General features: G+C 38.8%; 24 protein-coding genes. 2 read left to right on the top strand and 22 right to left on the bottom strand.

Annotated features, from left to right (window positions below; genetic code table 11):
* Positions 1–4: 4 nt before the first annotated feature.
* The 17 genes from DDZ16_RS10355 to DDZ16_RS10445 all read right to left on the bottom strand — a co-directional run bounded on the left by DDZ16_RS10355 (position 5) and on the right by DDZ16_RS10445 (position 18,388).
* Entirely contained in the window at positions 5–835 is an 831-nt protein-coding gene (locus DDZ16_RS10355) for a CheR family methyltransferase (RefSeq protein WP_109264389.1), read from the bottom strand.
* A gap of 28 nt (positions 836–863) precedes the next feature.
* Positions 864–2,747, bottom strand: coding sequence for a PAS domain S-box protein (locus DDZ16_RS10360; protein ID WP_109264390.1), 1,884 nt, complete (start codon positions 2,745–2,747; stop codon positions 864–866).
* Between the two features lie 414 nt (positions 2,748–3,161).
* On the bottom strand, positions 3,162–4,241 hold the full coding sequence (locus DDZ16_RS10370; protein WP_109264392.1) for a protein-glutamate methylesterase/protein-glutamine glutaminase: 1,080 nt from the start codon (positions 4,239–4,241) through the stop codon (positions 3,162–3,164).
* Positions 4,242–4,253: 12 nt separating this feature from the next.
* Positions 4,254–4,724, bottom strand: coding sequence for a chemotaxis protein CheD (locus DDZ16_RS10375; RefSeq protein WP_109264393.1), 471 nt, complete (start codon positions 4,722–4,724; stop codon positions 4,254–4,256).
* 12 nt (positions 4,725–4,736) lie between these two features.
* Positions 4,737–5,636 carry a sensor histidine kinase gene (locus DDZ16_RS10380; protein WP_109264394.1) on the bottom strand — a complete coding sequence of 300 codons (900 nt, stop codon included), beginning with the start codon at positions 5,634–5,636 and terminating at the stop codon, positions 4,737–4,739.
* 128 nt (positions 5,637–5,764) lie between these two features.
* Positions 5,765–6,634 carry a CheR family methyltransferase gene (locus DDZ16_RS10385; RefSeq protein WP_232526607.1) on the bottom strand — a complete coding sequence of 290 codons (870 nt, stop codon included), beginning with the start codon at positions 6,632–6,634 and terminating at the stop codon, positions 5,765–5,767.
* 14 nt (positions 6,635–6,648) lie between these two features.
* On the bottom strand, positions 6,649–7,119 hold the full coding sequence (locus tag DDZ16_RS10390; RefSeq protein ID WP_109264396.1) for a chemotaxis protein CheW: 471 nt from the start codon (positions 7,117–7,119) through the stop codon (positions 6,649–6,651).
* A 281-nt stretch (positions 7,120–7,400) separates the two neighbouring features.
* Complete coding sequence (locus DDZ16_RS10395) at positions 7,401–7,850, bottom strand: chemotaxis protein CheW (RefSeq protein WP_109264397.1); 450 nt, start codon at positions 7,848–7,850, stop codon at positions 7,401–7,403.
* A gap of 14 nt (positions 7,851–7,864) precedes the next feature.
* Positions 7,865–9,940, bottom strand: coding sequence for a chemotaxis protein CheA (locus DDZ16_RS10400; RefSeq protein ID WP_109264398.1), 2,076 nt, complete (start codon positions 9,938–9,940; stop codon positions 7,865–7,867).
* A 50-nt stretch (positions 9,941–9,990) separates the two neighbouring features.
* Positions 9,991–10,335: an Hpt domain-containing protein gene (locus DDZ16_RS10405; protein WP_109264399.1), complete on the bottom strand. Its 345-nt coding sequence runs from the start codon at positions 10,333–10,335 to the stop codon at positions 9,991–9,993.
* 63 nt (positions 10,336–10,398) lie between these two features.
* The gene (locus DDZ16_RS10410) at positions 10,399–10,764 is read right to left on the bottom strand and encodes a response regulator (RefSeq protein ID WP_109264400.1); all 366 of its coding nucleotides are present in this window, start codon (positions 10,762–10,764) and stop codon (positions 10,399–10,401) included.
* Between the two features lie 4 nt (positions 10,765–10,768).
* On the bottom strand, positions 10,769–11,098 hold the full coding sequence (locus DDZ16_RS10415) for an STAS domain-containing protein (protein WP_109264401.1): 330 nt from the start codon (positions 11,096–11,098) through the stop codon (positions 10,769–10,771).
* 563 nt (positions 11,099–11,661) lie between these two features.
* Positions 11,662–13,410 carry a methyl-accepting chemotaxis protein gene (locus DDZ16_RS10425; protein WP_109264403.1) on the bottom strand — a complete coding sequence of 583 codons (1,749 nt, stop codon included), beginning with the start codon at positions 13,408–13,410 and terminating at the stop codon, positions 11,662–11,664.
* Positions 13,411–13,522: 112 nt separating this feature from the next.
* Complete coding sequence (locus tag DDZ16_RS10430) at positions 13,523–14,035, bottom strand: YfiR family protein (protein WP_109264404.1); 513 nt, start codon at positions 14,033–14,035, stop codon at positions 13,523–13,525.
* 307 nt (positions 14,036–14,342) lie between these two features.
* A complete protein-coding gene (locus tag DDZ16_RS10435; protein ID WP_109264405.1) occupies positions 14,343–15,152 on the bottom strand; it encodes a DUF2797 domain-containing protein in 810 nt (269 codons plus the stop codon).
* A gap of 133 nt (positions 15,153–15,285) precedes the next feature.
* Positions 15,286–16,557, bottom strand: a complete 1,272-nt coding sequence (locus DDZ16_RS10440) for a peptidase U32 family protein (protein ID WP_109264406.1) — start codon at positions 16,555–16,557, stop codon at positions 15,286–15,288.
* A complete protein-coding gene (locus DDZ16_RS10445; RefSeq protein ID WP_109264407.1) occupies positions 16,544–18,388 on the bottom strand; it encodes an LTA synthase family protein in 1,845 nt (614 codons plus the stop codon). The genes DDZ16_RS10440 and DDZ16_RS10445 overlap by 14 nt, the downstream gene beginning before the upstream one ends.
* A gap of 207 nt (positions 18,389–18,595) precedes the next feature.
* On the opposite strand from DDZ16_RS10445, the gene DDZ16_RS10450 reads away from it, so the two are divergent.
* Together DDZ16_RS10450 and DDZ16_RS10455 are read left to right on the top strand one after the other, a co-directional pair.
* Positions 18,596–19,417: a glycosyltransferase gene (locus tag DDZ16_RS10450; protein WP_109264408.1), complete on the top strand. Its 822-nt coding sequence runs from the start codon at positions 18,596–18,598 to the stop codon at positions 19,415–19,417.
* Between the two features lie 36 nt (positions 19,418–19,453).
* Positions 19,454–20,542, top strand: a complete 1,089-nt coding sequence (locus tag DDZ16_RS10455; protein WP_109264409.1) for a glycosyltransferase — start codon at positions 19,454–19,456, stop codon at positions 20,540–20,542.
* Positions 20,543–20,549: 7 nt separating this feature from the next.
* On the opposite strand, the gene DDZ16_RS10460 is transcribed toward DDZ16_RS10455, so the two are convergent.
* The 5 genes from DDZ16_RS10460 to DDZ16_RS10480 form a co-directional block, all read right to left on the bottom strand.
* Entirely contained in the window at positions 20,550–21,671 is a 1,122-nt protein-coding gene (locus DDZ16_RS10460) for a glycosyltransferase family 4 protein (RefSeq protein WP_109264410.1), read from the bottom strand.
* Positions 21,668–22,384, bottom strand: a complete 717-nt coding sequence (locus DDZ16_RS10465; protein ID WP_232526608.1) for a glycosyltransferase — start codon at positions 22,382–22,384, stop codon at positions 21,668–21,670. The genes DDZ16_RS10460 and DDZ16_RS10465 overlap by 4 nt, the downstream gene beginning before the upstream one ends.
* Before the next feature lie 323 nt (positions 22,385–22,707).
* On the bottom strand, positions 22,708–23,796 hold the full coding sequence (locus tag DDZ16_RS10470; RefSeq protein ID WP_109264412.1) for a glycosyltransferase: 1,089 nt from the start codon (positions 23,794–23,796) through the stop codon (positions 22,708–22,710).
* Positions 23,797–23,811: 15 nt separating this feature from the next.
* The gene (locus DDZ16_RS10475) at positions 23,812–24,849 is read right to left on the bottom strand and encodes a glycosyltransferase family 9 protein (RefSeq protein ID WP_232526609.1); all 1,038 of its coding nucleotides are present in this window, start codon (positions 24,847–24,849) and stop codon (positions 23,812–23,814) included.
* 2 nt (positions 24,850–24,851) lie between these two features.
* The gene (locus DDZ16_RS10480) at positions 24,852–25,460 is read right to left on the bottom strand and encodes a DUF4254 domain-containing protein (protein ID WP_109264413.1); all 609 of its coding nucleotides are present in this window, start codon (positions 25,458–25,460) and stop codon (positions 24,852–24,854) included.
* Positions 25,461–25,477 lie beyond the last annotated feature (17 nt).

Here is a 25,477-nt window from a genome sequence, read left to right on the forward strand (position 1 = left end):
AAAATCAATATCTGAAATGAAACACGTTACTCTTTTTATAAACAGGCCCTTGTCTGTCGAATTTTGTTTTAAAAAATCCACTCAACCCTTCATGTGCGCCCAGAACCAACGTTCCATTGGCATAAAGACTATCAAAAAAACGCTGGACAATCCTGGTTTGCAATTTTATATTAAAGTATATCAATACATTCCGGCAAAAGACAAAATCCATCTTGTTGTAAAAAGGCAATTCCTTTTTTACCAAATCATGCCGGATAAACTTTACATTTTTTTTAAGGATCGGTTTCACGCTTATTTCGTCCTTCTTTTCATCTACGTCAAAATATTTGGAAAAATTAACCGACCGACCGCTATGGTTGTTAAAGACCTCATCAAAGTTTTCGATACAACCGCGATCCAACTGGTGCTTATATGCCCCTTTTTTAGCAATTTCCAGTGCCTTTTGACTTATATCTGTGGCAAAAACCCTGACTTTATCCAAAAGCCCCAATTCATTGAAAAGAATTAATAATGAATATACTTCTTGTCCTGTAGAACATCCGGCGTGCCAAATATTGATAAAATTGTTACTCCGATAGGAAGGGAGGTGCTTTTCCAGCAAGAAACGCCAAACCTCAGGATCCCTGAAAAGTTCCGTTGTATTGACTGTAATGGCTTCAACCACCTCCTCAACAAATAGCTTATCTGCTTGTGTACGTGCCCCTAATTCCTCCAGGCTTATTTGATGGTCACGCATAACCTTCTGAATTCTTCTGAAAATAGAGTTATCAGAGTATTCAGAGAAATCATAAGGTGAGTGCTCCTTAAGCACATGTAGGTATTCTTTATACGTCATTACATCGGAACAATTCAACTCTTCAACTTTAAAAAAGTTCTACCTCCACGTTTTGAATAAATGCCGTATATGAATGATCATCTCCTACCTCAGCATCAGAGAGCAGGAACAATACAGGCACTTCCTCTCCATATTTATTCAAAATGGGAACTTCTTTTCGTTCTCCTATCACTTTGCTTCCGTTAGAATTCACAAATGCTGCAACAAAAGAATCATTTTTGGCGGTATCTTTAGAGAAAAGTTTGGAAACATGTTCTCCTAATACTTCCTGACGATCGTACCCCCATAACTTCTCAGCTGCTGCATTAAAGAATTCAAGCATACCTTCTTTATTGGTAGTAATTATAGCATCAAGCGCACCTTCAAGTGTCTTTTCATTTCTAATTTTAACGGATTCGATCTCTTTAAAGTGCTCTTTCACTTCATTTCTGGCCTCATCAAGCATTACGCCAAGCTCATCCTTAGAACGCTTCAAAGCGTCTTCCATCTGAACTTGTTCGGTAACATCACTTTCCAGACTCAGGATTTTCATAATTTCCCCGTCATTGTCCATCACAGGAGAATAGGTAGTAAGTAAATATATTTCTTCTCCGAGTTTTGTACGGCGTCTTACTCTTCCCCTGAAATTCTGACCATCCTGCAACTGTGCCAGGATCTTATCCAATTCACCTACATCTTCTTTAAAGAAGAAAATCCTCAGGTTCTGATCTTCAATCTCCTCCGGGCGATATTTAAAGGTACTAAGGAAGTTATGATTCACGGAAATTAAAGTTCCGTCAGTTTCAAATTCGCAACTGATGGCTGCATGATCAATAGCTTCAAGAATTCCCTGCATTTCAACAGCCTGTCGTTCGCTCTCCTCCTGAGTGGCTTTCATTTCCTCAAGGTTCTGACGAAGTTCCTCCTCCTGCTGGGACATCTTTTCTGCCTGAATTTGTGTCTCTTTAAGAAGCTTTGAGGTTTTAATATTGGTTTTTACTGTAGAAATAGTAAGTGCAATACTTTCGCCCAACCTTTCAACAAATTCAATTTCAAACTCCTGGAAGGGGTGGAATGATGCCAGTTCAATAACACCATAAATTTCTTCATTGGCCTTTAAGGGAACAATTAAGATGGCTTTTGGCGTGGCTTCCCCTAGTCCTGAGGTAATATTAACATAGTCCCCGGGAACGTCGGTCATATAAATTGTTTCCTTCTCAAGGGCGCATCGGCCTATGAGCCCTTCGCCCCATCCTACGCTTTTATCAGCAAACTTCTTTCGGTCATAAGCAACGCAGGCTGTCATCTCAAAGTTTGACTCACCGCCATTAGATGGTTGGTTTAGCAGAAATACACCCCCCTGGTTAATTTTCATGTAATTTACCAGATAATGAATGATATTATACGACAACTCTTCAAGGTTGTCATTATTCTTACGCAATAATTCTGCAAACTGGGCCAGTCCCTGCGTAACCCATGTACGTTGTTCTTCCTCAAGGCGCCTCTGTTCTTGGTCTTTTTTACTTTTAACCATGAATTCCCTGAGGTTAATCAAAGCTTTTGTTAAGGCATCCGTTTTCTGATGTTCTGCAGGCAAAGCTCCTTCGAGTTTTCCTTGTCGCAGATTATCGATAAATCCGAGCACCATTTTTGTTTTGCCGGCTTCCTTCTTAATTCTTTTATTTTGTTTCCGGAGTGCTTTAGCAAATACATTGGCGATCTGATATCCTGCAAAGGCAAAAATAAATGGAAGAAATAAAACCACCCACATACCCGGAACCAGATAAAGCAATTGCCCTAAACCTTTACCTGTCTGCTGTAATGGTCCTGCATCAAGGCTAAGCAAGAGGATAACGACAGCAAGACCAAGTCCAAGGGCAAACCCCCTTAAAGAATACTTTGATAATATGTTTTTATAGTCTGCTTTTTTCATTCGTACAAAATTTAGTTAATTCATTGGCCGAATGGAACTCACGATGAATTTCGCTCATGCTCTTTTGAGAATTTAGCACTCCAAAATTCATGCTCGTTTCATCTTGATAAAATTATTTTCAGGTCTGTAGGAACTCCTGTTTTAAATAATTGCATCGTGTTAAATCCAATCTCAATTTCCGATTATTGTCATTCAAGCGATTCCTGCTCTCACAAAAAACTGTCGATTATGAAAAGAACAACTTGACTAAAAAAAGCCATTTTTTGAATAATGCTTTACCAGGAACCAAATTGGTAAACATCAAAATATTGAACAGAGCCTTTTATGCCATCCAACATACAGCTTTCATAAAACATAAACGAAGGGGTAGCAAAAAGGTTATACCTAATTCCAATAAGACCGACACTTACCGGGCTAAATAAAATTTTCCACTATGAAATGCCCCATTTCATTTATCCCCATAATATCTTTAGCTGCCCCTAACTTGATGGCTTCACGCGGCATCCCGAAAACCACAGATGATGCTTCGTCCTGGGCTATGGTTGCTGCACCGGATTCTTTCATTTCCAAAAGCCCTTTGGCACCGTCATTCCCCATACCAGTCATCAAAATCCCCATCGCATTTTGTCCTGCATAACGGGCGGCAGAGCGAAACAGTACATCAACTGAAGGACGATGGCGGTTAACTAATGGTCCTTCCCGCACTTCCACTGTATATTCCTTTCCTGTGCGTTTGAGAAGCATGTGGTAGTTTCCGGGTGCAATAAGCACTCTGCCCTGATATAGCTTGTCCCCATTCTCGGCTTCTTTTACCTCCAGATTGCAAATTTTATTTAAACTATTCGCAAAAGACCGGGTAAAACCTTCAGGCATATGTTGCACAATAGCAATCCCGGGCATTTTTGCCGGAAGAGTTTTTAAAAACTGCCGAATGGCCTCGGTTCCACCTGTAGATGCTCCCACAACAATAATTTTCTCGGTGCTGATAATTTTTTTATACGATCCGCTTTTTTGCAAAATGACATCAGCAGAAAATTTGGGGGCGACCCAATCCACATGGGGGGTGTTGCTAATCTTCAGTCGTGTTAATTTGGCCTGTGAAGCAGCTTTAACCGCATCACACAATAATATTTTAGATTCGTTGATAAACTGGGCCGCATTCATGGCTGGTTTACCTATAATCTCCGAGGCACCATATTCCAGCGCTTTCATGGCCGTTTCCGTTCCCTCGGTAGTAAGCGAAGATATTACAACAACAGGAATTGGGTGCTGAGACATTATCTTCCTAAGGAAGGTAAGTCCATCCATTCTGGGCATCTCAATATCAAGCGTAATAACATCAGGAACCTCCTTCATTATTTTCTTGACAGCAATCAAGGGATCTGCAGCAGTTCCCATGACTTCAATATGCGGATCTGACTCTAAAATAGACGAAAGACTTTGTCTTACTACCGCTGAATCATCCACCACTAATACCCTGATATTCTTGCCCATATTTAGAATATATTATTGTGCTTTTTTATCAAGAAACTTATGCCTAACCTCTCCCGAATCAGTAAAAAAAAGTATTTTCCTTCCTTTTCGACCTCCGGTACTTGAGGCAACCACAGGAATTTTCTTTTCCTCCAGAATCATTCTGGCCACCCTGATATTGCGCTCGCCAATAAGCGTTCCATTACCGCCACTCTCGATAAGCTCCCCACCACCAAAAATTTTGGCTTTGATGTTGTCTCTTCGAGCACCAAGCTGTCCCATTCTTTCCAACAGCTTATCAATAGCAATATTTCCGTATTTAGGGGATGCCAGATCGTTTCCGCTCCAGGTAGGTAACATGTAATGATTGATGCCGCCAATCCTGTTCTCCTGATCCCACAAACAGATTGCTACGCAAGATCCCAATATGGTTTTCACCACATAAGGCTCTTTACTGGCAAACAAGGTGGATGGATATAAAAAATGTTGTGAATATTGCTCCATTTAATAAAAACCTTAAAAAATCTCATCACCATCATCAAAAAAGATGTCATTACCTTCACCACTGAACCCTTCAACCACATTTTTTGCCTCGGGCAAATTAATTGTGAACGTAGATCCTTCGCCTTTTTGACTTTCAATTTCGATTTCACCCCCTAACACATCCAACAGAGCTTTGGTAATGGATAAACCAAGTCCATGCCCCCGGTTGATAGAGTTGATGCCGGTATCCAGACGCTTAAAGCGTTCGAAAATTATTTTTTGGTTTTTATCTGAAATTCCTGTTCCATAGTCTTTGACAGACATACTGAGTTTTTCCTCATCTGCCCAGACTTTAATTATCACTTTGCTGTCTTTATAGCTGTATTTTAAAGCATTATTAAGAAGGTTACTTAGAATAAGCTTAATTTTTTCACTATCGGTTTTGAAATAAAAATTCTTTCCAAACCCATATTCAATGTTCCATTCGAAATCAATCTCTATGCCCATTTTCCGGGCAACAAGATTAAAGGAATCAATTATACTCTGAATAATTCCCCGTATGTTTACTTTTGAGATGTTGGGAACCACTTCTCCGGCCTCAATTTTGGCAGCAACAAAAATATTTCTTAGCTGAAAATCAAGGTTAAAAGCTTCGCTATGAATTAGTGCAACCATTGAAACCACCTTCTTCCAATCGTTCTTTTCTACCGAAAGAATAGATTTGGAAAGACCAAGAATAGAGGTAAAAGGATTGACTATCTCATTGGATATATTAGAAATAAAATGACTTTTTAAAGCCTCTGACTCCCTCAGTTTCTTTGTTACATCCTGAAGCTCACGTGTGAGCATCTGAACCTCCTGCTCATATTTTTTTCGCTCATTAATCCGGGCTCTGAGTTCTTTTAATAATTGTCTGTCGGTAATGTTTGTCATAGTGCAATAATTATAGCGTCATCGTATTTTTTAATTGTCTGTAAAAAAGAATTCGATTAAAAATTCTTTGCTTCAAAATGAAGCACAAATATATTGAAAATCATCAAATTCAATCTCTTTAACCCATTCTAAGAACGTTTCTTAAAAATGGTTGGTTTAACATGTTCTAAGGGCACATCCATTCCTGATAGAGACTCTGAATGTCCTATAAAAAAATAACCGTCCGGACCTAAATGCCTGCAAAGACGGTTAATAACCTTCTCCTGCGTGGGGCGATCAAAATATATTAATACATTTCTACAGAAAATCACGTCAAATGTTTCAGATACATCGTAAACTGAATCCATCAAATTCAAATACCGAAGTCTCAAATTTTGTTGTAACTCGGGACTAACCCTAATAGTTGGGTTTTCACGGTCTTTACTTCTGAGAAAATACCTCTTCTTTAATTCAAGAGGGACCATATCTGCCCTGGCCTCTTTATATACACCTCTGGCGGCGGTTTTAAGCATCTGACTTGAAATGTCGGTCCCCAAAATTTCAAACCGAAAACGAGGATTTAGCCTCTTAAATTCATTCAATCCGATTGAAATGGTGTAACCTTCCTCACCACTTGATGCCCCGGCACTCCATACTCTAAAAGGTCTGTCAAAACCTGTACCTTCAGCAAAAGCCGGCAAAACTTTGTCTTTAAGAAATGCAAAGTGAACGGGCTCCCTGAAGAAATCCGTTTTATTAGTGGTTATTACATTTAAAAAATTAAGTAATTCCTGCTCCTGCCCCTCTTTACTAAAAAAGAACTCTCTATATTCTGAATAGGAGTTCATTTTCAATTCCCGGATCCTTTTGAGTAACCGTCCCTGCAACATAACCCTTTTCACAGGAGGCATCTTGATACCATATTCTGAAAATATGTATCGGCTAAACGCCTGAAAATCTGTTTCAGAAAGTTCAGCTTTAAAGCAATCAAAACCCTTATTTTCCGAATTCTTCTCCACAGGTATTGGTCTCCTTACTTTTTTGCACTGGCAATTATCTTGTCCATTTCAACAACCTCATTTATGGTAAAGACCTGGTCAGGATCAATTACCAAAACAAATGTTTCTTCATTTTTAAAGGAACCTGCGACATATTCCGGTTTATAATCATGACGAATGGTTTTAAGCCGGCCCTCTTCAATTTCTATTACATCCGAAACTGCATCTGCCATAATTGCTACACGGAATGTTTCCTCTTCACCGTCTTTCTTTAAGTTAAGAACAACAATTACAGAATTCTGTGAAGCTTCAACCTTTCCAAGATTAAACTTCAGGCCGGTATCAATCAGTGGAATCACTTCATCCCGAAAATCGATGAGCCCTGAGATAAATTCCATCTTCTGTGGAACCGGCTTTGGTTCTTCGTATTCACGAATTTCCATCACATTCGAGACATTTACCGCAAAAACCTCATTAACAACTTTAAAGGTCAAATATGAATTCATCTGTATTTAATTTGTTATTCATTTATTATTTAGCCTGTCCATAAAGTCCCATTTGCTGCGTTACGCTTGCCACCAAAATGCTCATCCCGAAGCATCGGGACTCCGCTTTTGGGGGCATCGCTCCCGAAGCCTCGGGATTGCAACTGGAACATTCTGACAAGACACATGACTACTCTATTTCAAAGCCGACTTTATAGACCGACACTATTTAGGTCCCGGGAGACTCCTGTAAGGCATTTTACGATGTGGAGCCCCGGCATTTACTTTTGACTTTTGTCAGGTCAAACCTCTGATTCAGATGCCAGTTCATCAATATCGATGACATGTACAAAATCATCCCCCACAGAGAGAGTGCCATGAAAATTCTTAAGCATACTTTCTTCTTTATCTACCACAGTAGCTTTCATTTCCATTCCATCTGCTTCAATTACCTCTTTTACCATGTCCACAACTACTCCCAGGCTACTGTCTTGTTGCTCATCGGGTGCAATAACAACAATGGCGGTATCGTTGGAAAAGTCTGCATTATCGAACCCCATCATTAAACGAAGATCGACAACGGGAATCACATTCCCATGAAGATTGATAACACCCCGCAAAAACTCCGGGGTGTTGGGCACGTGGGTAATATCAGGCACCTCAAGAATATGATTGACCTTCATGGCATCAATCGCGAAAAATTCATCATTCAACCGAAATGACAAAAGTGTATTATAGTGTTGCTCAGACATGCTTCCCGAATGTTTTATTTTTTACTTTTTGCTTTAACTTTCCCTGTGGAACTCATCTGCAAAACACGGTTGGTGTCTATTACCATTGAAATGGTTCCATCTCCCAGAATAGAAGCCCCCGAAACAACCTCATGACTTTTAAGATATCGACCCAAAGGTTTAACTACAGTTTGATATTCCCCTAGTACTTCATCTACCATCAACCCCAGGCGCTTTTCTTCATGCCGCACCAAAACCATTTGAGGGGTTTCCACTTCTTCTTTCTCCTCTTTAAAAACATCCCGCATATCCACATAAGGTATTTGCTCACCCTCAATAACAACAACCTTATTAAACGAGTCTTTTAACTGTTGAGAATCAATGGCAAAAATCTTTTCAATTGAAGAAATCGGAACCACATATTTGTTATCGGCAACTTTAACCAATAGTCCGTCAATGATAGAAAGTGTAAGTGGAAGCCGCAATGTAATAGTAGTGCCCTGCCCCCATTCAGAGTCAATAGTAACCTCTCCTCTGATTTCTGATATTTTCTTTCGCACTACATCCATTCCAACACCCCGGCCAGAGACATCCGAAACGGTATCTTTTGTAGAGAAACCACTCATAAATATGAGATTGAGTATCTCCTTTGATGAAAGATCGGTATTTTCATCAATCAAACCTTTTGAAATGGCTTTTTCCCTGATATCTTCCACATTGATCCCCCTACCATCATCAGTTACTTCAATAAGAACGCTGGCTCCTGCATGATAAGCTTTGAAGTAAATATTTCCTTTGGGGGATTTTCCGGCAGCAACTCGATCATCAGGCATTTCAATTCCATGATCGACAGAATTCCTCAATATATGTAACAAAGGATCTGTGAGGTGTTCAATAATATTTTTATCCAATTCAATATCTCCACCTTCAATAACAAATTCGATCTCTTTACCCAGCTCTTTGGAGAGGTCCCTTACAAGTCTTTGAAAACGCATCAATTCGCTTTGCATAGGAATCAAGCTAATTTCAAAAGCATTATCTCGTAACTGTCGTGAAAGCTTTTGGACATTTTCTGCAAGCCCCAAAATATCTGTATCCCCTTTCTTCTCAGCATAAACGCTTAACTGTGCCTGAACGGTGACCAATTCGCTTACAAGGTTTACCAGCTCATCTATTTTAAGTGAAGCAACACGAATACTGGAGATTTTGTGTCCTTTGAGTTGGGCTTTTTTTCTACCGGCTTCGGCACTCAACTGATCCTGGTTCTCAGCTTTGGCTGTCTGTCCGGAAGACTTATCCAATAAAATCTTTAGATCTGAGGACTTGATCAGCGAGTTGGAGTTTCGCGCATTGGTAATAAGTTTCTCAATCCCCGAATCCATTTCAAAACCACCCTGACATATCTCTTCTACAGATAATTCGCATTCATCTTCCACAAAAATAAATACGTCCTTTATCTCATTAAGGGACTCAGAAGTTGTCAAAAGAATTTGCCATAAACAATAATTGCTTTCAGGCTCAAATAACTCGAATGAAGGAACTTTGTGAGTATAAACAATGCTATGGCTATTCCCCAACGCATGAAGATCATCAAGCAGGAACAATGGGTTGGTTCCATTTTGAAGTAAATCCTCCTGAGGCACAAAAGAGATCAGATAAGTTTTATCATCTGAGTCCGTGTTGCCCTTATTTCCTTCGGAAGCTTTTGCCGAAGTATTTTCAGAAATATTTCCACCTTCCGAGAAGGTTTGAATTCTGGCCATAAACTGACTGTAAGCATTCAAGTCTTCAGGATCAGTAAGATCGCCTTTTTGAAGTAAAAACTTTATTTCATCTACGGCAGAAAAAGTGAGAGAAATCAAGTCTTGAGTTACTTCTAATTTATCGTTACGGACCTTATCAAAAATATTTTCAAGGTGGTGGGTAAATTCACTTAGATGATTAAACCCAAACATGGCTCCACCTCCTTTAAGTGAATGCATTGCCCGAAAAATACGCTCAATTAAATCTTTACTTTGCATATCATTTTCGAGCGCAAAGAGAGCCTCCTCCAAATCATTTACATTATCCAGAGATTCCTCTACAAACTTGGCTTTAAACTTATCCATCATATCCTTATGCCGTTTCGCGCATCCAACATATCCCGGATGAAAGAGATATATTAAAGAGCAATTTTTTCTGAATTACATCTCAATTCATCGATGAGACTGTCAATTCCCCTTATGGTTTGTAAACTTAATTGCTCAGAAAGGTCTTTTTCTCCTTTTCTGATTTTATCAAATACCAATTCCAATTTTCGTGAAACGTGGGTCAATGAATCCAATCCTAACATTGGAGCGGTCCCCGACATTCCGTGCATGATCATGAAAACCTCCTCGGCAATCCCATCGACCTTAAATTCCGGGTTAAGAAAATCAGCATTAACAAGCTTTTCTTTCAGGCCCAAAAGCTGATCAATACTGTTATCAATAAAGGTCCTTTTTATTTCTTCAAGCTGATCTGTCATCAGATAAAATTTAAACCATCAGTAACGCCTGACTATCACTGAAAATAAAAAACAACAATAACTTTATCTAAGAACCCTGGATATAGCACTAAGTAACTTAGCAGGCACAAAAGGTTTAATGATCCATCCGGTAGCTCCGGCTTGCTTGGCTTCCATCTTTTTTGCAGCTTGAGACTCAGTTGTCAGAAACAAAATGGGAATATGCTTATATCCATCCATTTCCCGTACTTTACGGATTAGGCCAAGACCATCAAGATTAGGCATGTGAAGGTCGGTAATAATAATATCAATTGTTCGTCCATCCAGGTATTGAAGAGCATCTTCTCCATCAACACCTACAAGAACATCATATCCTTCATTCTGAAGTGTGAAGTTTACAACTTCCCGGATACTTTCGGAATCATCAACAATAAGAACTGTTTTTGCCATGTGATTAATTATTTACAGGGTTACTATTTAACAAATCTGAGAAACCAGCGTTGGAAACCAAACTCTCCAGCTCGTTTGGGAGGGTTGAGCTAACAGACAATTCTTTTTTATTAAGCTCGGCAGTTGTTTTCAATGACTGCAGAAGCTGCAAAAAAGTAATATCAAGATTGTCAGGATTATCGATGCTTACAGAAATATCCTGTGCAAAATCGATCTTTTCACTAACGACCTCCTTTATTTTTTGGATATAATTAATGGTCAATTGTCCACTAAAATCCACGGTAAGGATGCCATCTGACTTTTTTACCTGAACTGAAAAATTATCTTCTTTCATTCGTACAAAATTTGGTTATCCAGTGGCCGAATGGAACTCGCATGGTTGAATGTTTACATTCTCTTTTAAGGCAAAGTCCTTCCATGCTCGTTTCATCAGTATAATATTTTTCTAAATCAATGGTGGAATGGAACGATATTATTCCCTTATGATAACCAATGGGGAAAAGAAAACTCAAAATCGTTTCATTCAAATATCCTATTGGAACAACATCATTTTCCTGAAAGAGCCTTACAATTGGCTGTCTTCATATGACCTGTCCAGCATATATTGGCCTCCTAAAATCCTTGCGGAATATTTTCGGGGGCTTTAATATTACATTACTCCGTTAAACTTTTACAATGCAAAGCAGATCAACTGTTTACATTTAAAAGCATTTGTTTATTAAGGTTCAGAATATCAATACTGTACGAATCATATTACATCGTTCCTGACTGCCGTAAGGCAGGTATCTAAAAATCTAACGATCATTTGATATTATTTAGCTCGCTAAATTAACTGATTATTCCCCTCCTAAAAATCCTTACAAAACATAAAATAATTGGACAAAGGTCTTCAATCAATTAAAACTTCTCGTAATTATCAAGATCGAACTCTTTTCCAAGATTTCCCAAATTCGGTTTTTTGTTATCACCTTTTTTAGGAGTTTTTGAGGAAGAGCTTTTTTCGTCCTTAACCTTTTTCTCTTCTTTTTTGACCGGAGTTTCTTTCTTCTCCTTTTTATCAGCAACAGAAGAAGTATCTATTTTGGTGGTTTTAAATTCTGTTTCTTCGCCAATATTAAAAATACTTACAGCCTTCTGCAGATTGGCAGCCAAATCAGAAAGTTGCTCAGAACTTTGGGTCAGCAAGTCGGAAGAGGAGGCATTTTCCTGAGTAATCATATTCAGTTGCTGCATGGCCTGATTAATCTGGTCTGCACCGGTCTTTTGCTCCATACTGGCTGCAGCAATTTCTTTAATAAGCTGAGTTGTTTTTTCAATATCGGGGACCAGCATTTTTGATTTTTCGCCGGCTTGTTTAGAAACCTTTAGTCCTTTGGAAACAAGACTTACAATATCATCGGCAGCAACTTTACTTTTCTCGGCCAGTTTCCTGACCTCAGCTGCCACAACTGAAAAGCCTCTTCCATGTTCACCTGCACGGGCGGCCTCCACTGCTGCATTAAGAGCGAGAATATTGGTTTGAAAAGCAATGTCACTAATAATAGTAATCCGCTCTGAAATATCTTCCATCGCTTTTACAGCCTCAGTGGAAAGTTCATTGGCAACATTCACCTCATTTGCTGTCTCAACAGTAATCTTTTCAGTTTGAATGGCATTGTCAGTGTTTTGATCAATGTTGGCAACCATTTCCTCAATAGAGGTTGAAACCTCTTCTGCAGAGGCTGCCTGGTCGGCTGAACCTCTTGACAACTGTTGAGAGCTGTCCCGGAGGTCTTTACTGTTGTGAACCAGGTCCAATGCATTTTTCTTAATGGAAACCACAGTACTTTTAAGATTTTGCGCCATGGAACCTAACTCTTTGGCAAGAATTCCAATTTCATCATCCTGGTTAACATCAACTCTGGCTGTGAGGTCACCTTTTCCAAAGGCCTGAGCAAAAGAAACACCTTTCGAGAGCGGTTTAACAATAGTGGAATACAATACAAAACCTATCAGAAGCGATGCAGCAATAAGAATCACACTCATAATTGCTGTAAACCAGGTAAAAGAAGAAAAGGTCTGATTCATATCACTAAGGGAAGCCTCATATTTGGCGAGATAATCCTGGCTTAAATCAGCAACTTCTTCAATAATTTGGTCACTTAGTTGCATAACATCTCCACCTTCCACGACCATGGGTTCAACTTCAAAAAGAACCATAGGATCATCATAAGCATCGAATGAGTTAAGAGCACCCATTATTTGCTTGTGCATAACAAAAAGTGAATCGATATGATGAAAAACAGCTTCAAGGTTTTCTCTATCTTTCTGATCTTCCCATTCCGAAGAAATATCAAGAAGATCTTCTTTCAGCTGAGGCATTGATTGCTCATGGACCTCCTTAAGTCGAAGCTTATCGGGAGTGTTGGCCTGACGATCAATATAAACCCAGTTCTTTATCAACATTTTGGTTTGGGTGACCATCATTTCCAGGTCGCCCAGCTTCTCCGTTGAGGGGGAATAGACACTGGTTACCTCGTTGGTAAGATTCTTGCTGCGGGTAAGTGTTCCAAGTGTCAGGACACTATTTATCAGGATGACAACAAGGATTAGCCCAAAACCAATTATCAACTTTTGAGCAATGTTAAAATTATACTTCAGCTTCATGAAAAGATGTTTTAATTCACAGCTATCCGGGAAGGGATTTAAGTTGGCATAACAAAAACCCCTGAACCTGGATATCCAGGTCCCGGGCTATATCGTGTAACAAGATGTTATTTTACAACACAATGGCGGAAGACATATTTTCCAGCCTTGAACTGATTTGAAGGCCCTGGCTTGAGGCATTCCCCTTGTGAATTTCAAACTTAAGAACTTCATTCCGTATCACAAAATTTATCATAGCCCCATAATCGGTTGCCCCATCTTTTTCTGTCACAATTAATGAGCTCTTACCCAATTTTTGTTTAATCTGATCGGAATAACGTGAGAAATTAATGGATGAAGATACATAAAGAACCTGACATTTGACAACTTCATCAATGGCGTTAAACTCTTTAACCACAACATCCTGAAATCCGAATTTTTTTCCTCCAATCTGGCTATTCACCCTTCTGGCAATATCGGAATCCTTTAAGACTCCGATTACAAAATCTCCCTGACGAGCATCATCAGGCCACCCAATATACCTGATAAAATTAAGTGTAAATACAGCTTTGTACTTAGCAACCTGCCCTTCCATCATCACTGGCACCGTAATTAAAAGCGCCAAAATCAAGTAAAGTTTTTTCATTTGATCTATAAATGTTTAAAGTTTCAAAAAACCCATCCGGAATCCGGAAATACATCATTGCAAAGAATTTGCATGATGCACTGTTCCATGTTCAAAATAGAACTCTTAATTTGCTTCTTCGGCCCAATACTTTGAGATAAAGCAGAAATAACAAATTATTAAATTCTATATCCCCTTGCTACGTAAACCTTTGACTTTGGTTTCTTTTTAAAACTCAATTTTTCATAATATAGAAAAAAAAGAAAAGCCAAATGCGGCTAAACACCTGGCTCACTGACACTATAAACAATCAACAACCTAATGGTGATTATTCGACCTTAAGCTTAACCGCATATCCGGAAAACCTCCGGACATTAAAAACCGTTTGGTGCCCGAACAAAAGATATTGCCCTTTAATGCCCTTTAAAACACCATTTACTTCAGGGTTCTTATCCAGATTTTCCTGTTGCGGTTTTTCAGGCCACTTAAGAACCGGATATTCAAATTCAAAAACCTCATTATCGGAAGACAATACATATCGTTTCAATTCTGAAGGCAGGAGCTCAACAGCTTTTTTCTTTTCAGCCATCAAATCAAAATCAGGGACATTACCATTTGTCACCATCTTCTTCCAATTGGTTTTATCACCAAAAGATTGCATCAAATACTTTTCAATGACACCGGCAATATGGCGATTTGGAGCTTCACATAGTTTGATAGCTTTTGTGGCGCCCTGGTCAACCCAACGTGCAGGTACCTGCGACAAACGGGTAACCCCAACTTTAAGCCCCCCACTAACAGCCAGGTAAACAATATGCGGTTGCAAGCAATGACTATCAGACCAGGCCACATCCCGGGATATTCCCAGGTGTGCTTTACATTTGTCCGGGCGCAAAACACATTCATCTGCTTGTGGGGCTGTTGTAAAGCACTGATAACAAAAACCCTGACCAAATGATTTTTTGGTTTCTTTCCCACAATTTATACAATTGATTCGGTTTTGATAAACTAATGAAATAGACTTATCCAAAAAGTGGTTCATTTCAATATCCTCATCTTCAAGCTTCAGAGAGTATGAAACCTGATTGTTTTTTAAACCACTATTCATTTTGATTAAATTTCCTTGATATTCCTTCATTTCAATAGATGGTTAGACTTTTAGATACCTGTTTGCCGTCAGGCAGGTAAGATTTAAGACAATCCTTATAACATTAATAGACTGACACTTATCGCACATATATCTTTAATTTCAACAGCTTTACGCAGTACTATCACGAAAAACGCTTTTCCTGATTGGGAACGTACTTAAAAAGCTTATCGGATCTTCTTACCTTAACATCTACGGGCATTGAAAAGCGATCACCCTTTTTCACCTCCTGAACAGGTTTCAGATCAAGTCTTAACTCAGGTACTTTCATTTCTACTACTCCGGTTGTAGGTCCTGTAATTAAAATTTCATCTCCAACTTTCAAAGACTTGGTTTCAAGAACGAACTCTGCCACACCAATTTTGGGGAAGTAATTAGTCCCTTTTCCAAGGTAAATCTTTCGTTTTGATGCCAGCGAACCGTAATTTGCACTCCATTCTCCGAGTTTTTGTCCAAGATAATAACCATCCCAAAAGCCGCGGTTGAAGACTGAAGCAAGTTTTTTCTCCCATATGGCGATTTTTTCCTGCGAATAATTCCCATCAACAACAGAATCAATAGCTTCGCGATAACAGGCAACAACCGTTTTAACATATTCAGCACCCCGGGCACGTCCCTCAATTTTAAAAACCCTTACACCTGCATCCATCATCTTATTTACAAAGTGAATGGTTTTTAAATCTTTAGGTGACATAATATACTCATTATCCACTTCCAGTTCCTGTCCGGTATCTTTTTCAGTAACTATATAGCTCCTGCGACATGGCTGGAGGCACCCTCCCCGGTTAGCCGACGAATCTAGTTGATGCAAACTTAGATAGCACTTTCCGGATATTGCCATACACAAGGCACCGTGCGAAAACATTTCTATCTGAATTAATTTCCCTGATGGGCCTTTAATCTGTTCATTATCGATGGCTTGATGAATATGACTTACCTGTTCCATGTTCAGTTCACGGGCTAAAACCACAACATCAGCAAAGTGACTGTAAAACTTAAGTGCTTCGACATTTGAAATGTTGACCTGAGTGGATATATGAACCTCAACATCAATGCTATTGGCGTAATTTATGGCTGCCTGATCAGAAGCAATGACAGCAGAAATGCCACTTTCCTTTGCTGCATCTATAAGCCTTCGCATCACTGACAAATCCTTGTCGTACAATACCGTATTGACAGTCAGGTAGGTTTTAACATTATTTTCAGATGCAATTCGAACAATCTCACGAAGATCATCAGTAGTAAAATTGCTGGATGATCGTGAACGCATATTTAGTTGCTCTGCCCCAAAATAAACTGAATCAGCACCTCCCTGGATGGCAGCCATAAGTGACTCAAAAGAGCCAACAGGAGCCATGACCTCTAAATCTTCCTTTCTATAATTACTCTGTTCCATTGGAAAGCCTGGTTTTAAAATCTTCTGCAATAATTTGCATAAATACTTTTGCTTTAATACTATCCTGAGAGGAATCAGCCCCTTCCATTTTTATGATTTTGGAAGTGCCTTTGTCAAACATCTGGAAAACATTTTCATTTATGTAGCCAAAGCCCTCCGGATGCTGCAGGAATGAAAATCCTTTAACACCTCTATCCAAAATATTTTTACTATACATAAATGCTTTTGAATCCATATCCAGCTGATCCAGCAGGGTGGCAGCCAGGTCTATTTGGGATCCATATGTGTTAACAACAGTGTCCTTAACAGAAATGGCCCCTCCTGTCCACACCATAGGAATTTTATATCTCAACTTACTTACATAGGATGCTTTTTGCTGACCAACAACTCCATGGTCGGCAACCAGGACAAACAATTTATTATCCCAAAGCCCTCGCTCTTTTATCTGATCGAAAAACTCACCCAAACATCTATCGGTATAATGCACGGCATTCAGATAGTCATCCTCATAAACACGCTCCATGGGAACATCGAACGGTTCGTGACTACTTAAAGTAAAGAGGAAATTAAAAGACGGAGATTTGGAACCTTCAATCACATCTACAAATTTTTCGAAAGTGTGTTCATCATGAACGCCCCATTTTTCTCCTTGATACTCCTCCGGAAAATCATCTATGTCTACAACATCATCAAATCCGGCTAAGGTTATCAAAGATCTCAGGTTTTTGAAAGCCATATCTCCCCCATATAAAAAGTTAAGATCAACATACCCGTTTTTCTTAAGTTCCTGAGGAATAAAATTTAAATTTCCTGATTTTTCGGGATATTGCATCACCGAATATCCGGGAATGCCGGGATAGCCAGCCAATACTCCTACCATTCCATAATCTGATCTAAAGCTCGTTGCATATAAATGCTGAAAAAAGATCCCGTCCTTCATCAACTCATTAAGATTGGGTGTTACATCTGTTCCTCCTAATGCGCCGATGGCCTGGGCTGAAAAACTCTCCAATAAAATCACCACAATATCTGGACGATCAGTCTTTAAAACCGGAGTAAACCGCCCTGATTCCTTCATCATCCCTGAAAACAGCTCTTCAGCCCTCCGTTTATCCATAAATTGGTAGTCATTATCTGAGACGCCACTTCTTTTCATTGAATAAGCAAGATTCCATAAGGGATTAATAGCTGCATGATTGGCAAAAAGATGATTTGAAAAGTAAGCCACGCTGGTGTTGATAGGAGCTACACCAAAACTTCCTCGTATAGGGATTATCAATAAGGCACCGGTAAAAAGGGTTAGGCCCCAGTTCATGGCGACCTTTTTCCAGGCCATCACTGATTGATGCTGCCTGTTACTCAAAAGTTTTCGATAACCGGTAAGCAAAGCCCATGACAAAATCACCAGTATAACAAAAAATATGACACCTTCAAGCCAATGCACTGAGTTTAAAATTATGCCTGGAGTTTTTAAAAAACCAATGGCTTCACTATTGAGATGTCCGGCCCAATAGCGGTAAAGATTGGCATCTCCCAATAAAAGGCCTGTAAAAACGGGAATCAAAATAAAGCTTTGCCAGTGCATGCAGGTAAAACAGAACTTCTGAAAAACCGGGAGGAATAGTAACTGAATAACAACACTCAACAACATCAGGTATCCTGAAAATGCCAGATCCATTCTCAACCCCGGTCCAAATGAAACTAAAAGAGAAGAAAGAGGAACATCTTCAGCATAAGAGAAGTTCAGGATAATGAACAATACCCTGAAGAACGCGAAGAAGATCAGCCAAAAGAGGTAAATCTTTAGAAAAGTATATAAAAAACGCTTCATTTTTAAGGGGATAGATTTATTTTTTTTAACATGCAAACATAACTAAAATGGAGGAAATCATTAATAAATTCTTCTCTTCTTCTTTTAGAATTTAACGCATTTATCTCTCCAAGGAATTATCTTAATGCTCCTTTTATTACGAATATTAAATACTATTCATATTTTTGCCACATTTAGGTATCTGTAAATATTTTATTAAAGTCCATTATGTTTAACGCATCAATAATCATTTCATTTTACAATGACTTCAGCACCTTGAAGACTTTACTCGAAGCTTTCGAGAAGCAGTCTGAACCAAACTTTGAAGTGGTTATTGCTGATGACGGCTCAAAAGAAGAAGTAGTTAGTCAAATTAAACAGATAATTAATTGCTACCCCTTCCGAATACAGCATGTTTGGCAAGAAGACAGTGGATTTAGAAAAACAAGAATTCTGAATAAAGCCATAGTAGCTTCTAAATCTGATTATTTGGTCTTCATTGACGGAGACTGCATCCCACACAAACATTTCGTAAAAGACCATCTGGTTTTCAGAAGCCCTGATATTATAATAGCAGGAAGAAGAGTTAATATCTCAGAGTCCCTTAAGCAACACTTCCTCAAGGAACAGATTAAAGAGAAAAGCCCTCTTCTTTTTTTCTTGAGACTAATATGGGATAGCATAACTGGAAAAACCCGAGATATTGAAAAAGGAATAAGAGTACCAATAAAGTTTATTAACAAGAAATTTGGGAAATTTAACCGGGGAATATTGGGCGCGAATTTTTCTCTTTACAAAAGTGCTTTGATAGAAATCAATGGATTTGACATGCGATATGAAAAACCATTTGTGGGTGAAGACACAGACCTTGAATACCGCTTGCGATTAACTGGCAAAAAGGTTTTCAGCCCTCGATTCAGGGCTGTACAATATCATTTTATCCATAACAGACAGAACCGGATATCAGAGACAGAAAATTTAGAAATATTAAAAAAAACCAAAGAGACACAGCAGGCCTTCACGCCTTTGGGCATTGATGAATTGCCATAGTGGACCTTTAGCTTTTGTTAAACCAGGAATGTAAAAATGAAAAAAAATCACAAAATATGCTTTTTGAACTCCGTGAAATCTTGGGGAGGGGGAGAGAAGTGGCACTTCGACATGGCAAAAAAACTTAACGAGAATGGATACGATGTCATTTTCTTTTGCCACAAAAAAAGTGTATTGGAAAAAAAGCTCGAAGAAACACAAATACCAAAGCATAGTATATCCATTGGAAACCTTAGCTTTCTTAATATATTCAAACTTTTATTCCTGGCTAGCCTTTTCAAAAAAGAAAAAATTGATTGTCTGATTATGAACGGTTCGTCAGATATAAAAACAGCCGGCCTGGCAGCTAAAATCACAAATGTTAAAAGAATAATATATAGAAGGGGAAGTGCAATTCCGATCAGGAACACATTTTTTAACCGATTCTTGTTTAAAAAAGTAATAACTGATGTTATCGCTAATTCTGAAGCCACAAAAAGGACCATAAATCAAAACAACCCCAACATGTTTGCCCCCGGAAAAATAGAGGTGATTTACAACGGCATTGAAATCAACAAGCTACCATCAATGCATGAAAAACATCGATCCGATGAAAAAGAGATTATTATTGGCAACGCAGCAAGATTAGCCCCTCAAAAAGGACATGACCTTCTCATTGAAATAGCAAAAGAATTAAAAACAAAAACTTCAAATTTCAAAATCCTGTTAGCTGGAGACGGGCCCTTAAGGGAAAACATTGAAAGATTGATTGAAGAAAATAATCTAAAGCAAAACATTATCTTACTTGGCTTTCAGAAAAACATTTTTGACTTCATGGATTCCATCGACATTTTCATTTTAACCTCAAGATGGGAAGGTTTTGGTTTTGTTCTGGCCGAGGCCATGCTCAGAAAAAAACCTATTGTGGCCTGGAATCTTAGTTCTAATCCTGAATTGGTGAAACCCGGTAAAAACGGATATCTTGCTAAACCTTTTGACATAAAAGAATTTGCAGATTATGTTCAAACACTAATAGATACCCCGGAAGAAAGAAAAATGTTTGGAGAAACCGGATATAAATTTACCCTTGAAAATTTCGACATGAATAATTCTCTAAATAAACTATGTCATTTTCTTCACATCTAAATTTATATTATTTGGAAACTAACATCTTATACAACTCCATATATTGACTACCAATATATTCATCTGAGAAAATCTTTATGTGTTTCCTTCCGTTTTCAATCAGTTTCTTTTGCATCTCCTGATTGAACAGAACCGTTTTTATGGCATCTGACAACTCCTCTACATTTTCAGGATCAATATATAAAGCCCCTTCACCTCCTGCTTCCCCAAAACACCCTCCTTTGGAAGTAATAACGGGTGTCTCAGAAAAAAGAGCCTCAATAATAGGTATTCCAAACCCCTCAAAGAAGGAAGGATACACAAACAACGAAGCGCCTTGATAAAGAATAGCTAAATCTCTATTAGAAACTCCTTTAAGGAAGGTAACCTTACCTTCCATTTTGTTTTCAGTGATATAATCCTTGACCTTTTGTGTATAAGGCGTTTTTCCTCCTACAATAGCCAGGTGTGTATCAATATCCTTAATGGCCTTCACTCCCGCAAGAATATTTTTTCTCTCTTCAATGGTTCCTACATTGAGGATATATTGTTCAGGTAATCCAAAATTCTTCCTGGTTCTTTCAATTTCCTCTTTTTCGTAAGCTTGCTTAAATACATCCTGGCAGCCTTGGTAAATTACCTTAACTTTTTCTTCCGGCACACCAAAAAATTTAACCACATCCCTTTTTGTCTGCTCGCTCACTGCGACAACCATATCAGCATTGCGACAAGCGTGACGATGTTTTAGTTGATGAATTTTTCGATCAAAAAAAGAGTAGAACTGAGGAAAACGAAGAAAGATCAAATCATGAACAGTTACGATTACCGGGATATTGCTCCCTTTCCTCTTTATAGGTATTTCGCCTGACAAACCATGAAAAAGATCTATTTTATCGCGAATTAGTTCCTTTCCTACTCCATATTGTCGCCAGAAGTTATAGAAAAAGCGACTTAATGGCTTTCTTGGCGAGATCTCAAAAACATTTACTCCATTTGGAGTAAATAATTTGCTGGCAGAGGGTTTGGGATTATATAAAAAATATGAATTCTCAGGAAAGTATTCACTCATAATACGAGTAATATCTCTGCCATAGTTTCCCAACCCTGTTCGATTGTGAAAAATTCTTTTTGCATCGAAACCAATATTCATGATAAACCGAAATTATCTGCCGAAGCAAGATTATTAGCAATATATGAGTTCAGATCTCCAACATTCTGACCTGTTTGATGAAAATACTTAAGGATCGTTAACAGGGAAATGATTTGTTCATGGTGTGTATCCTTGAATTGTTCTACATGTTGGTGAGCATTCCTGATAATTTCCTCAGACTTATGGGTGTTTTCAATATAGTAATTGAGTTTTTCTTCAAGATCAGAAAAATCATCCCTAATCTCAATGTAATGTACGCCTCCAATCAATGTCCCTTCCATAAACCAGGTTTCATATTTAGGTTTGGGCATTACAGCAATTGAATTTGAAGACATAACCCATTTAAGATTTGAAGCAACATCATTGCCCTCAAGACAAAGAATGAACTTAAACTTTAAATGTTCATTGATGCTCATTCGTTTCAACAGATGTTCATTATTTCCCCAATCATTATTCACTTTCCCTACATCACAAAGCGGATGTCCAAAATATCTTTTGAGAAACGCTGACCGGTTATTTTGATAAACTTTGCCCCGCCAAACAAGCAAGTTTCTTTTATGCTTAAATGCGGTACAATCTTTAACAAACATAAAGTGGCGAATTTTATTTAGCTTCAAAACCACAGAGTTTTCATTCCTCTTTCCCACGGGCCGGCTTTTCACAAAGGATGGTTGCTCCGGGCAGTGGGTGACATCTCCAAACAGGTAATTCATTTTTAAAGATGACGGAAAGAACCTGAACAAATCATAACTGTCAAAAAAATAAGTCTTTGGTTTTACGCCGTATTTAAAGTTCTTCAGCACAACGGGGTTTGTTCCTATTTCGGTATTTGCCCCAAGTTTATTATAATAATGTACACGACTCCAAACATAGGACGAATCATAATTTTGGAGTTTTTTCAGTTTCTTTCCAAGCCGCTTCCGAAATATCAGTCTTGGAAACAGCTGATTCAAAAAATTCCCCGAATAATAAAGGAATTTATTATTTTTTTGAAATATTGATTTACAAGACAGTAACCCCATCCTTTTCCTAATTTTCAGTTTGATTTCAACACTTCATCAAGATCTCTAACCATTCGGTCTACTGAAAAACCGGACTCAACAAATGCTTTGGCTTTTTGCCCAAAATCGAGCCTTTTGGACTTGTCTGCAACCAATTCATTTAAACTTTTATAAATCTCATCTACATCTCCGGCGCTAATAGTAAAGCCGTTTACACCATTCTCGATTAGCTCCACCACACCATTAACTTTAGTGGAAACAACCGGAAGGCCCTGTGACATAGCCTCCAGAATAGAATTAGGCATTCCTTCATAAAGTGAGGTCAGTACAAATATATCGGCACTTGAAAGCAAAGAGGGAACATTCTCTACAAAACCCAACAAAACAAAATGTTTGGTTATCCCCAATCTATCAATTTGATGCTTGAGTGATGTTTCAAGTTTTCCCCTTCCTGCCAGGAAAAAATATACATTCGGGTGTTCTTTAATAATCTTCTCTGCAGCTTCAATTAAAAACTTGAACCCTTTTTGATGCGCCAACCTTCCAGTAGAAAGAATAATTACAGGATTGGAGACATCATCGGGGATATAAGCAGAATAATCAAATTTTTCAAGATGGTCACTTCCTTTCTCTACCCCGTTAAAGATAACTTTAATAAAATCTTTGTCAACAGGAAGAAAGGATTCATATTCCTTTTTTATGGTATTCGTATTGGTTATAATACCATCACAAAAGAGTTTAACTGTCCATTTATACCACCAGTGATTTTTAAGTAATTGCAGGCCTTGTCTGGAAAAAACTTTGGCTTTGGAGCCGGCCAGTTTTAGTGCCACTGCTGCCACCCGCCAGTCTTTATTCTGACAGCCAATAATAACATCAGGCCGAAATTTTCTGAAAAAGGAGCAAAATTGCAGACCTGCAACAACATCAAAGTCAGAATTAGCCCCAATTTCTTTAATGTCAAGATTTTCTTCCCTGGCCTTGGCGGAGAGCTTTGACCCCTTACGGGAAACCACTACCACATTATGACCCAAAGATTTTAAGCCAATGGCGGCCATAATCATCCATTTTTCGCCGCCACCCCACTTATTTTTGCCTATTGAGTTTATTAATGCGATATTCATCAGTTGGGCCGTATGTTATTTTTTTACAATCTTATTAAAAACCATTTTTGGTGTAATTCCCATCATACAGGCAAAATCTCCTCTATGACAAGGCTTATTCCCAAAAACGGAGCATGGACGGCATGGTAATTCAATTTGCACAGCATCATCGGTTGACTGCCCGAATCCATAGAACCCGGCATAAGGATGCGTTGCGCCCCAGATGCTAACGACTCTTGTGCCAGCCAGACTGGCAAAGTGCATATTAGCAGAGTCCATTGAAACCATGACACTTAAAGTGGATATTAGTTTCAGTTCCTGCGCCATACTCAATTGACCTGCAAAGGTACGTGCATTTTTTAATTTCGATGCCCATTCCTCCAACTTTTCCTGTTCCTCCCCGGGGCCTCCGAAAAGATAGATCTGAAAACCGGCCTTTTCAAGCATCTGCATCAGCTCTTTCATTTTTTCTTCGGGCCACATTTTCCACTGATGCTTGGCAAATGGGGCAATCCCGATTAAAGGACCCCCTGAATCCCCCAAAGGGGGACTTGAGTCTCCGGTATTTTTGGAATAAGTGACTTGCCCGTATAACTCTTTTCCCGGAAATTCTACCATGTCGAAAGGGTAACCGGCATTTGTAAATACCTGCCTGTATCTTTCCTGAGTTGACAGCAAGCGTCTAAAGTCCTTTTTGTTCTTTCTGGTAAGCGCTTTTTTCTCTTTACGGCCCTTATCAATTTTGGAAACTTTCGTCCCACTCAATTTAAAGAGGGACGTCAATACATGCGTGCGAAGAACACTGTGCAAATCGATTACAGCATCCCACGGTCCGAGTTGATTCAGCTCCTTAAACAAGCGAATAAGTCCGGGCAGTCCTTTATGTTTCACCTTCAGATCAACTGGAAGAAAATGAACACCCTGAACCGCTTCCACGAGGTCTTTGGCAAAAGGACGTGAAACAAACCAAATTTCAGAATCAGGGTATTTTTGCCTGAGTGACCACAATAGAGGTACTGTCATTGCAACATCGCCCAGGGCACTGAATCGAAAAACAAGTAACTTTTTTGTCAAAACTATTTCTTGTTTTTATACAATATGGGGTTCAACGCGGGATCATTGTACATTTTCATCTGCTTGTAAGTTTTCATGTACTTCCGTCCGGCTTCAATATCCTGGATTAACTGATCAATGGCAGTACTGAGATCTTCTCTTTGTTGCAAAAGAACAGAGAGCTTCATATTACACTTCTCAAGATGATCCGGATCAGCATCGGTACGATTTACCTCCTGCTCCATGTGATAAATTTTGAGCGCAAGAATTGAGAGGCGATCAACAGCCCAGGCAGGACTTTCCGTATTGATGGTGGCATCTCCAAGAACCTTTACATCACTGTACTTATCAAAAAAGAAGTCATCAATTGATTCTACCAAGTCGGTACGATCCTGATTAGATTTATCAATGCGACGCTTGATCTTAAGTGCTTCGTCCGGCTGAATTTGAGGATCTCGAATAATGTCCTCAAGGTGCCATTGAACTGCATCAATCCAATTCTTTCTAAAAAGCAGATCTTCGATAGTTCCCTCTGCATATGGATTCTGGGGAGTAGCATCAACATTATCAAATTCATGATAATGATTGGTAGTCTCGATGAAGATTTTGTTGCAGGTTTCGCTAAACGTCATTTTTTTTGGTTTTAAGA

Origin of the sequence: Marinilabilia rubra (assembly GCF_003121985.1) — a bacterium.
Classification (GTDB): Bacteria; Bacteroidota; Bacteroidia; order Bacteroidales; family Marinilabiliaceae; genus Marinilabilia; species Marinilabilia rubra.

Bases quoted from the DNA above. Each gene is read 5' to 3' on its own strand.
- DDZ16_RS10440 (WP_109264406.1), bottom strand. From the start codon at position 16,557: ATGGAACAGAGTAATTATAGAAAGGAAGATTTAGAGGTCATGGCTCCT.
- DDZ16_RS10390 (WP_109264396.1), bottom strand. From the start codon at position 7,119: ATGAATTCATATTTGACCTTTAAAGTTGTTAATGAGGTTTTTGCGGTA.
- DDZ16_RS10355 (WP_109264389.1), bottom strand. From the start codon at position 835: ATGACGTATAAAGAATACCTACATGTGCTTAAGGAGCACTCACCTTAT.
- DDZ16_RS10400 (WP_109264398.1), bottom strand. From the start codon at position 9,940: ATGATGGATAAGTTTAAAGCCAAGTTTGTAGAGGAATCTCTGGATAAT.
- DDZ16_RS10465 (WP_232526608.1), bottom strand. From the start codon at position 22,384: ATGAATTACCTGTTTGGAGATGTCACCCACTGCCCGGAGCAACCATCC.
- DDZ16_RS10460 (WP_109264410.1), bottom strand. From the start codon at position 21,671: ATGAATATTGGTTTCGATGCAAAAAGAATTTTTCACAATCGAACAGGG.
- DDZ16_RS10430 (WP_109264404.1), bottom strand. From the start codon at position 14,035: ATGAAAAAACTTTACTTGATTTTGGCGCTTTTAATTACGGTGCCAGTG.
- DDZ16_RS10450 (WP_109264408.1), top strand. From the start codon at position 18,596: ATGTTTAACGCATCAATAATCATTTCATTTTACAATGACTTCAGCACC.
- DDZ16_RS10425 (WP_109264403.1), bottom strand. From the start codon at position 13,410: ATGAAGCTGAAGTATAATTTTAACATTGCTCAAAAGTTGATAATTGGT.
- DDZ16_RS10380 (WP_109264394.1), bottom strand. From the start codon at position 5,636: ATGACAAACATTACCGACAGACAATTATTAAAAGAACTCAGAGCCCGG.
- DDZ16_RS10405 (WP_109264399.1), bottom strand. From the start codon at position 10,335: ATGACAGATCAGCTTGAAGAAATAAAAAGGACCTTTATTGATAACAGT.
- DDZ16_RS10455 (WP_109264409.1), top strand. From the start codon at position 19,454: ATGAAAAAAAATCACAAAATATGCTTTTTGAACTCCGTGAAATCTTGG.
- DDZ16_RS10435 (WP_109264405.1), bottom strand. From the start codon at position 15,152: ATGAAGGAATATCAAGGAAATTTAATCAAAATGAATAGTGGTTTAAAA.
- DDZ16_RS10375 (WP_109264393.1), bottom strand. From the start codon at position 4,724: ATGGAGCAATATTCACAACATTTTTTATATCCATCCACCTTGTTTGCC.
- DDZ16_RS10360 (WP_109264390.1), bottom strand. From the start codon at position 2,747: ATGAAAAAAGCAGACTATAAAAACATATTATCAAAGTATTCTTTAAGG.
- DDZ16_RS10370 (WP_109264392.1), bottom strand. From the start codon at position 4,241: ATGGGCAAGAATATCAGGGTATTAGTGGTGGATGATTCAGCGGTAGTA.
- DDZ16_RS10395 (WP_109264397.1), bottom strand. From the start codon at position 7,850: ATGTCTGAGCAACACTATAATACACTTTTGTCATTTCGGTTGAATGAT.
- DDZ16_RS10415 (WP_109264401.1), bottom strand. From the start codon at position 11,098: ATGAAAGAAGATAATTTTTCAGTTCAGGTAAAAAAGTCAGATGGCATC.
- DDZ16_RS10480 (WP_109264413.1), bottom strand. From the start codon at position 25,460: ATGACGTTTAGCGAAACCTGCAACAAAATCTTCATCGAGACTACCAAT.
- DDZ16_RS10445 (WP_109264407.1), bottom strand. From the start codon at position 18,388: ATGAAGCGTTTTTTATATACTTTTCTAAAGATTTACCTCTTTTGGCTG.
- DDZ16_RS10470 (WP_109264412.1), bottom strand. From the start codon at position 23,796: ATGAATATCGCATTAATAAACTCAATAGGCAAAAATAAGTGGGGTGGC.
- DDZ16_RS10410 (WP_109264400.1), bottom strand. From the start codon at position 10,764: ATGGCAAAAACAGTTCTTATTGTTGATGATTCCGAAAGTATCCGGGAA.